Here is an 8,882-nt window from a genome sequence, read left to right as displayed (position 1 = left end):
AAGCGACGATTCAGCACCGAAAAGCCACGAGTCCATCACACATGATTGGCGATTTAGGATCGGGTTTAGCCCGACATTTCTGAGATAAGACTTATGATCATTTGCTGAGCCAAGTGCTTTCCAGAGACTTCGTTGTGACGGTTGGGTTGACATCAAATCCATGAACCGTGTTGGTCATCGCCGTTGATTGTTTGTTGGCATATAAGAATACCATCGGTGCATCTTCCACAATCAATTTCTGTGCATGGTCATAGATCTGTTTGCGTTTTGCTTCATCCATGGTGACGCGGCCTTCTTCAAGCAGCTTGTCAACTTCTTTGTTGGTGTAACCTTGCTGGTTGTAGGCACCGCCTGTATGGAAAATATTGTAGAAGAATTCGTCCGGATCAACGAAGCCGACCCAGCCGACAATCGTCATTTCAAATTGCTTTTTGCCTAGTGCATTAAAGAATACACTGTCTTCTTGCTGCTCAATTTTGACGTTAATGCCGACAGCTTTTAACTGATCCTTAATAACCTGAGCAGCATCGACTTGATCCTGGTTCTGTCCGACCTTAAGTGTAATCGAAAACCCATCCGGATAGCCGGCATCAGCCAGCAGCTGCTTCGCTTTAGCTGTATCGCGTTTGCTAAATGTGTCCAGTTTTGCGTCATAGGCATGGCCTGGCGGGATTGGTCCACCCGTCAATGGTGTTGCCTGTCCGAATTTCACTTGCTTATTCAACGCATTGCGGTCAACGGCCCATGAAATCGCGTCACGGACTTCTTTTTTCTTGAGCGGCCCTTTGGTTACATTAAGCCCAATGTATTCCCAATAGGTGCCGGTCACCGACTTAACCGTGACACCGGATGCATGATCAAGCAGCATTTTATCTTTTGCGGTGAGCTGCAGATCGATATTTAATTCCTTATTTCGAATGGCTGTTGAACGGGCGGTGCTGTCGGGGATGGCTTTAAAAACAACTTTATCTAGATAAGGAAGTCCTTTTTTGAAGTAGGATTTATTCTTTTTAAGGACCATTTCCTGATCTTTCTTCCAAGAAACAAGCGTGAAAGGTCCACTTCCTGCATCGGCCTGATCCAACTTGCCTCCATTTTTCTCAACAATAGTTTTGTTAACAATTGCGTTCATTGGGTTGGCTAAGAACGTCAGGAACGGAGCAACTGCTTGTTTCAGAGTAATGACAACCGTTGTCTTATCCGGCGTGTCGATGGACTTCACAGCATCAAATTGTTGTGCGCGAACACCCATTTTGATGATCCGCTCAATCGAGTATTTAACATCGGCTGAAGTTAACGGATCACCATTATGAAATTTTACGTTATCGTGAAGATGAAGGGTATACGTCTTGCCGTCTTTGGAAATTGTATAATCGTTGACGAGATCCTTGTCGATGACGCCGTATTTCCCATCCTTATAGCGAAATAAGGTGTCATACATATTTTCGATGTAGTGGAAGGATTGAGCACTTGTTTCTTTATGCGGATCGAGCCCTTTTGCATCATTAAGGTCGGCAATGGTCAGCGTTCCGCCGTATACGGGTTTTTGATCCGCTTCTGCAGATGTTCCGGACTCCTTAGCACTGTTTCCGGAAGAACATGCGCTGATTATGGTGAATAAGAGTAGGAAGCATGTGAGTAATGACAACTTCTTCATGTAAGAAAACCTCACCTTCTAAAATGTATAACTAAATTATAGATGGGTGAAAATAGATATTATACAGAATATTTACTAAAGATTAAAAACCGCTTTTTGGGAGAATTCCCAAAAAAGCGGTTTTGTTTTGCCATCATTCACAATGACGCGGTGGTGCCTGAGGGGTTATGTGCCCCGGCGCAGCGTCACCGGTAAAATATAGTTCTTTTTAATCCCGTCAAATTCATTGTTGATCTCTTTCAATAGAAGATCAACAGCCAGCTGAGCCATGGCGCGGATCGGCTGAACAATCGTTGTCAGCTCGGGAAGCAAGGTCGTTACCATTTCCGTACCGTCATAGCCGACGATCTGGATGTCTCTGTTTCTTTTCCGAATTATGCTGAGCGCAATTGCGGCGGTTAAATCGTCGCTTAAAAACATGCCGTCGATCGTTGGATCCTGATCCAATAGCGATGAGAGAATCTGCTTTTTGACTTCCGGGTCGAAAGGAGATTCAAGTTCATAGGTTTTGAAAGGAAGACCGTGTTCGGTCATCACGTCCTCGTACCCTTTTCGACGCAAGTAGCTCGAGGGCGCCTCCTTTTGACGGATGCTGTTCACATGAATAATTTTGCTCCGTCCTTGACGAAGCAGCTCTTCGGCAGCCATACGTCCGCCTTGATAGTTATCGCTGCTGACAACGGTGATTGTTTCCGACATTTTGCGGTCGATAGCGACAATCGGCAGTTTCGCGCGTTGATAAATATCAATCCCGATATTGTGCGCACCAACGATCATTCCATCGACTTGATTGGACAGGAGCATGTCCAAATAGCTGCGCTCTTTTTCCGTTTGATCCATGGTATTGCAGATCAGCACTTTGTAATGCTTTTCAGAAAGGATATTTTCAATCTGAAAGATCAACTCACCGAAAAAAGGATGCCCGGTTGATGGAAAAATCAGTCCGATAAAATGCGTCTTGCTACCAAATAAAGAGCGTGCGATTTCATTAGGATGATAGTTTAATTGTTGAATAGCATGGGTCACCTTGCGCCGTGTCCGTTCACTGATCGCGCCTCGATTGTTCAGAACGCGTGATACGGTTGTCGGGGATACACCCGCAAGCTTGGCGACATCCTCCAGCTTTGGTTTTTCCGGCAAATCGACACCCTCCCTCAAGACCACATCATACACGATTAGTATAACTGATTTGTTGATTAAAAAATAAAATTTCATCTAAAATGAATTTTTATTTCAAAAGTGTTTCGCGTCTCAGCGCAGCATGTATTATCCTTGATTTTGCCGTTTTTTGCGATGCATGGTATAGGCAATAAACAGAATTAAGAACCATACCGGCGTCACAAAAAGAGCGATGCGCGTGTCGGCGGCCATGCCGATGAGCACAAGAAGAAAGATGAAAAAGGCAAGGACGATCCAATTAATAAATGGGGCGAGCGGTGCCTTGAATTTGGATGCAGCAGCAAGATCCGGGCGCTTTTTCAAATAGATAATATGCGCGACCAAAATGACGCCCCATACCCAGATGAAACAAATGGCACTGATGCTTGTAACAAGCGTGAACACGATGTCGGGCAGGAAGTAGTTAAGGATAACTCCCGCAAACAGCGCCAATGTTGAGCAGATTAAGGCTGCGCTCGGCACAGCACTTTTCCCTAAGCGCGCGAAGCTTTGCGGTGCATTGCCGTCACGTCCGAGAGAAAAGAGCATACGACTGGTCGAGAACAGCCCACTGTTGCATGCAGAAGCTGCCGAGGTCAGCACGACAAAATTAATGATTCCCGCAGCGGCAGGGATACCGACGAGTGTAAATACCGTAACGAAGGGGCTATGATCTGCATTAAGTTTCGTCCAAGGAATGATGCAGAGAATGACAAATAGCGCGCCAATATAAAACAGCAGGACGCGTACGGGCAGGCTGTTGACCGCGCGCGGAATATTCTTCTCGGGGTCAGCCGTTTCAGCAGCGGTCACACCGACCAATTCAATCCCGACAAATGAGAAGACGGCCATTTGGAAGCCGAGGAAAAAGCCATCGATGCCATGTGGGAATAAACCACCGTACGCCCATAAATTTTGAACGGAGGCTTGTCCGTAATCGGTTTTAAAACTGACAACAATTAAAATTAATCCGAGGACAATCAAAGCAACGATGGTAATAACTTTTATGATAGCGAACCAGAATTCAATTTCACCGAACATTTTTACTGTAAGCAAATTTAAAATCGTTAAAACAATGAGGCAGAGAAAGGCCGGAATCCATTGCGGAACCTGAAACCAAAACTGCATGTACTGACCTACGGCGGTGATGTCAGCCATGGCGGTCATGATCCAGCAAAACCAGTAGGTCCATCCGGTGACAAAGCCGGCCCATGGGCCAAGGTATTCCGAAGTAAAATCGGTGAATGATGCATAGCCGGAATTTGATAAGAGCAACTCACCAAGTGCACGCATAACAAAAAACAGAGCAATACCAATGATGAGATAGGCAAAAATAATCGACGGGCCTGCCAAATGAATGGCTTTTCCGGATCCAAGAAATAATCCGGTGCCAATGGCTCCGCCGATTGCGATCAGCTGAATATGTCTGTTTTTCAGCTTTCGCTCAAGATGCTGATTTTCCACTTCATTTCCTCCCTGTTGCAAGTCTCTCTTTATCTTTTGATACGATCCTCAGGTTTATGTAGCCAGAGGAATTAATTTATTATAACAAATTTAAGAGACCCATTTACTACGTAACAGTGTTATGTTATGGTGAGTGCATTGAATGATCTGAGGGAGGCACGCAAGTGGATGAACCATTAATTACAAAGAAAGAGTTGCTTGAGCGGACAGGCATTTCTTACGGTCAGCTCTATCGCTGGAAAAGGAAAAATTTGATTCCGGAAAGCTGGTTTATTCGCAAAGCAACCTATACCGGGCAAGAAACCTTTTTCCCAAAAGAGAAAATTCTGAAACGCGTTCAAGCGATTTCAAACATGAAGAATACGCTGTCTCTTGATGAGCTAGCCGAGCATTTCTCGCCGCAGTCAGTCACCAAAATCTCTTTATCTGAAAAAAATTTGCTTGACCGTAACATTGTTTCGATCGCTGCCTTGAATCTCTTCAAGGAACATGTACCAAATCAAAAAAAATACCCGTTTAATGATTTGCTGGCAATGTTTCTGCTTGACCAAATGCTGAGCGAGGGACAAATGAATCGTTCCGAAGCCAGCGACCTGCTCGATGTACTGCAGGAAAACAGCGGCAAACTTTACGATAAGAACAATTATTTGTATTTTATACGCAAAATGGGTGTTTCTGTGGTATTGATCGCTGCGGGTGAAGTTTCGCTTTACTTTGATCAAGGGGTGCACGTCATTAAGAAACAAGCGATTTCCTCATGTATTGAGAGATTGAAAACATTGATTGAACCAATAAACTCGGGGGATCCCGATCGGGAGGATACGTAAAATGAGTCAAGGGACAGGGAAAAATTTGAAAGTTATGGGCGAAACGCAATCACATGGCGGTACATTTGATAAAGTGCGGATTATGGGCGAATGTACCATTATGGGCTCTGCAGAGGCAGATTCTTTCAAAGTTATGGGTGAATGTTCCGTCTCTGGCAACCTGTCAAGCAATCTTTTTAAAAATATGGGCGAAGTTACGATTGACGGAAATCTGGCTGCCCATACGGTGCAACTGATGGGGCAAACGCAGGTGCACGGGCAATGTGTGTTGCAGCAGTCCTCGGTGTATGGTGAATGCACAGTTGGAAAGAGTCTGACGGGCGAGGCGATGAAGCTGCGCGGTGTGCTCAGCGTTGCCGGCGATGTGTCGCTGGAGTCGCTGGATATGCGCGGGGGCATTAACGTAGAAGGCTTGCTCAATTGCGGCACGGTTGATATGATCCTTAAATTTAATGCGATAAATAAAGTAAAAGAAATTGGTGCGGGCCGCATATCCGTTAAGCGGAAGCAATCGCTTTTCGGGGCATCCCCGACACGTCGTCTGCGTGTGGAAACGATCGAAGGCGACCAAATCTCACTCGAGGACACCGAGGCAAAGATCGTGCGCGGAACCGATGTTGTGATTGGTGATGGGTGCACGGTTGACCGTGTTGAATATTCGGGATCGTATCTGACAAGCGGAACATACCGGGTAGGTGAGGCGGTTCGTGTAACTACCGATAAAAAGTACGGCCCGGGGGAGGACGATGAAAATGGATGCTGAAAAGAATCTGTCGCTATCAGGGAACGGCAGTGTCGCAGGCGGACAATACAACAAGGTGCAGATTAACGGCAGCGGCAAGGTTCATGGCGATTTGATGTGCCGGTCGATCGAAATCAATGGCTACGGACGCATCAGCGGCGCCGCGAAGGCTGCGCAGGTAACGATCAACGGTTCTGCAGTTATTGATCAGCAACTGAGCGCCGAATCAGTGATCATTAACGGTTCATGCAAGGTGGAGGGCGATGTTCATGGAGAACGGATTCAAATAGACGGACGGACAAAGGTGCTGGGAGCGATGCGCGGCGACTATGTGCGGAGCTCCGGGTTGTTGTCGGTTGAAAAGAATTTAGAGAGTGAGGAGCTTGCGGTCACCGGTCCGCTTAAAGTCGGCGGACTGTGCAGTGCCGATCGCATCGAAATGGGTTTATCCGGCATGACCTCTCGAATTAAGGAGATTGGATGCGGCACTTTGACGGTGCGCCGCCAGACAGCATCCACGTTATTTGCTTCACTGCTAGGCGCTCTGGGTAAAAGAAAGCTGATCGTGGATTCGATCGAAGGCGACGACATTTATCTTGAAGACACTGAAGCAAAAGTTGTTCGCGGTGATCGCGTGAAAATCGGCCCCGGCTGCATGATCGGGCGCGTGATCTATAGAAGTGATTATCAAAAAGATGATAAAGCAGAAGTTCAAACATCGCTGAATATGTAATGGAAGATGCGCGCGCAGCCCGGAGAAAAGCAAAAGAAGTCCAATTGGAAAACAGCCATCCGCACCGTTCGCGTATGGCTGTTTTCTAAGAACAAACGAAGAACGAAAATCGCGACAAGATGGCCCAGTGGTGGAGCAACCGATCGATTCGATGCCGAAAGTCATTGAAGAAGGCGCACGTGTGATGCTTGGCTCGATGCCGGGACGCGCATCCGTGCAATCCATTTTGGCCAATTGTGGATACACTTTTCGAAAAGCAGGCAACGTACCTGATTCATAGCTGTCACGTCTTTCTTTTTTAATAGGCAGGCGGCTCGCACTTTGGGATAGTATACATCTTTGCGTGCGCAAAGGCAGTCTGGATTCGGCGATCCGTGATGTGTGATCTCACCGCTCATAGACAATCTGCCCGTTGACGATGGTTGTTCGAATGGTCAGTGTACGCAGATCTGCAGGATCAACGGTAAAGGGATCTTGATCGAGTACCGTGAAATCAGCAAACTTACCGGGTGCAATCGTCCCGCATGAACCGTCCTGACCGGCCGCCGCCGCACTGCCTGACGTATAAAGCGACAGCGCATCAAAAAGATCCAGCGCTTCCTCGGGGAAATAACGTTTGCCGTTCACATCTGAGTTGCAGGTCCGTGTCACTGCAGCATGGATAGCCAGAAACGGGTTAGGCACCTCGATCGGGGCATCACTCCCGCCAGCTATCGGGAAGCCGCTTTCCTTGATCGATTTCCAGGCGAAGGCAAGCGGCGGATAGTCCGAACCAAGGACATCGAGTGCCCATGGCATGTCGCTGCTCATAAATTGCGGCTGAATGTCAAAAGTCAGCGGCATGCCTTTTGCCGCATCGAGCATGTCGCTGCGCAGCCACGGCGTATGAATCATGCGATCAAGCTGACCTGGCTGCGGCGGGAATTTCTTGAGTACGTGAACCACATCGGCAAAAGCGCGATCGCCGATAATATGAATCGCAACCGGAAGTTTCGCTGCGCGTGCCTGGCGCACAATCTGCTCAAATTCCTCGGGTTTGTGAAAGGGTAGCCCAAAATTGTTCGGCTCCCCGGCGTACGGCTGGGTCATAAAGGCGGTATGAGAGCCAACCGTACCATCATAGAAAATCTTCACCGCGCCAAGTGTCACGAATTCGCCGGGCAAGGTTACGGAGCGGGGCGCCCGCAAGTAGGCATTCAGTTCACGGTGATGAACGAGCAGATGCGCGCGAAACGGGAACTGTTCGTTTAGTGTATGCCGATATGCCCGGACGGTACCAACAAATCCGTTGAAGTAATGAAGGTCCTCTGAATGGGCGCCAACGATTCCTTTTTTCCACAGATCTTTTACGGCGATCCGGATCAGTCGCTCCAATTCTTCCTGAGACTCCTTTGGAAATCGCTCAATGGCAAGCATTGACGCCTCATCGCGCAGAATGCCAGTTGGAAACCCATCATCATCTAAGTCAATCATTCCGCCTCCGTCAAAGACTTGATTTCGTTGGAGTCCGATCGCGTGCATGAACGGCGTATTGATGCTGACGGTGTGGTAATCGATGCGCCGGACCAGGATCGGATGCGTACTGCTGATCACATCGAGATCGCGGCGCGTCAAAAGACCGTTGCTGTCGGTTAAACGATTGTCGTCATAGCCTTCGACAAACAGCCAGTTGCCCTCCTTCAGCGTTGCGGCACGCGCGGCAATAGCTTCGAGACATGCTTTTTTGGTTTTATATTTTGAAAGGTTCAGTCGATCCAAAGCTTGTCCATACCAGATCAGATGCAGATGGCTGTCGACAAAGCCGGGGAAAATCTTCCTGCCTTTGAGATCAATGACCTCAACAGATCTTCCTTGAACCTGTGCTTCAGCTTCGTGGCCAGTTGCGACAATTTTTCCATGTTCCGTGAGCACGCAATGGATTGTTTCTCCAGGTTTTTTCATTGTATAAAAGGTTCCGTTTATCCAAAGCTTCATGTTTTTCACCTCATTTATTACAGGATAATAAAGTATATGATTTTCGCAGAGGCGCTCGGGCGCCCGCGGTCGTGCTCTGTTGATGCGAGCGCTGAAGCGTTGATCAGGCACCAGATCATACAAGGTTAGCGATTAACAACCGAGCGATCCCCAATTGGGTCTGCTTTTATAATTAACCATAAGGGAAGATAGGTAAAGACACAATGACCGTGTCGGTATTTGTTCCAGGTACAGAAAGTTTATGATTTTACTTTGTGGTATAACGAAAAGCGGCATAAAAGTGGAACTTCTGCTATGTAAAGGAACTTTCGCTAAGTGCACATACGT

Annotated in this window: 8 protein-coding genes; 4 read left to right on the top strand and 4 right to left on the bottom strand. The window is 47.4% G+C overall.

Annotated features, from left to right (window positions below):
- Nucleotides 1-97: 97 nt before the first annotated feature.
- The 3 genes from SIN01_RS12910 to SIN01_RS12900 all read right to left on the bottom strand — a co-directional run bounded on the left by SIN01_RS12910 (nt 98) and on the right by SIN01_RS12900 (nt 4,279).
- Nucleotides 98-1,657, bottom strand: coding sequence for an ABC transporter substrate-binding protein (locus SIN01_RS12910; RefSeq protein ID WP_010023120.1), 1,560 nt, complete (start codon nt 1,655-1,657; stop codon nt 98-100).
- A 165-nt stretch (nt 1,658-1,822) separates the two neighbouring features.
- A complete protein-coding gene (locus SIN01_RS12905; protein WP_010023118.1) occupies nt 1,823-2,797 on the bottom strand; it encodes a LacI family DNA-binding transcriptional regulator in 975 nt (324 codons plus the stop codon).
- A gap of 126 nt (nt 2,798-2,923) precedes the next feature.
- On the bottom strand, nt 2,924-4,279 hold the full coding sequence (locus tag SIN01_RS12900) for an amino acid permease (protein WP_010023117.1): 1,356 nt from the start codon (nt 4,277-4,279) through the stop codon (nt 2,924-2,926).
- Nucleotides 4,280-4,443: 164 nt separating this feature from the next.
- Here SIN01_RS12900 and SIN01_RS12895 point away from each other — a divergent pair, with 164 nt between their 5' ends.
- The 4 genes from SIN01_RS12895 to SIN01_RS15110 all read left to right on the top strand — a co-directional run bounded on the left by SIN01_RS12895 (nt 4,444) and on the right by SIN01_RS15110 (nt 6,861).
- The gene (locus SIN01_RS12895) at nt 4,444-5,106 is read left to right on the top strand and encodes a YhbD family protein (RefSeq protein WP_010023115.1); all 663 of its coding nucleotides are present in this window, start codon (nt 4,444-4,446) and stop codon (nt 5,104-5,106) included.
- A gap of 1 nt (nt 5,107) precedes the next feature.
- On the top strand, nt 5,108-5,869 hold the full coding sequence (locus tag SIN01_RS12890) for a hypothetical protein (protein ID WP_010023114.1): 762 nt from the start codon (nt 5,108-5,110) through the stop codon (nt 5,867-5,869).
- Nucleotides 5,859-6,581 carry a polymer-forming cytoskeletal protein gene (locus SIN01_RS12885; RefSeq protein WP_010023113.1) on the top strand — a complete coding sequence of 241 codons (723 nt, stop codon included), beginning with the start codon at nt 5,859-5,861 and terminating at the stop codon, nt 6,579-6,581. The genes SIN01_RS12890 and SIN01_RS12885 overlap by 11 nt, the downstream gene beginning before the upstream one ends.
- A gap of 130 nt (nt 6,582-6,711) precedes the next feature.
- A complete protein-coding gene (locus SIN01_RS15110) occupies nt 6,712-6,861 on the top strand; it encodes a hypothetical protein (RefSeq protein ID WP_156994721.1) in 150 nt (49 codons plus the stop codon).
- A 107-nt stretch (nt 6,862-6,968) separates the two neighbouring features.
- Here SIN01_RS15110 and SIN01_RS12880 read toward each other — a convergent pair whose 3' ends face one another.
- Nucleotides 6,969-8,555, bottom strand: a complete 1,587-nt coding sequence (locus tag SIN01_RS12880; protein WP_010023112.1) for an amidohydrolase — start codon at nt 8,553-8,555, stop codon at nt 6,969-6,971.
- Between the last annotated feature and the right edge of the window lie 327 nt (nt 8,556-8,882).

It is taken from the genome of Sporolactobacillus inulinus, from assembly GCF_006539285.1.
GTDB classification, from domain to species: Bacteria; Bacillota; Bacilli; order Bacillales; family Sporolactobacillaceae; genus Sporolactobacillus; species Sporolactobacillus inulinus.
Note: the sequence above shows the minus strand (reverse complement) of the source record. Positions and strands in the feature narration are given on the sequence as shown.

Bases quoted from the DNA above. Each gene is read 5' to 3' on its own strand.
- SIN01_RS12910 (WP_010023120.1), bottom strand. From the start codon at position 1,657: ATGAAGAAGTTGTCATTACTCACATGCTTCCTACTCTTATTCACCATA.
- SIN01_RS12890 (WP_010023114.1), top strand. From the start codon at position 5,108: ATGAGTCAAGGGACAGGGAAAAATTTGAAAGTTATGGGCGAAACGCAA.
- SIN01_RS12885 (WP_010023113.1), top strand. From the start codon at position 5,859: ATGGATGCTGAAAAGAATCTGTCGCTATCAGGGAACGGCAGTGTCGCA.
- SIN01_RS12880 (WP_010023112.1), bottom strand. From the start codon at position 8,555: ATGAAGCTTTGGATAAACGGAACCTTTTATACAATGAAAAAACCTGGA.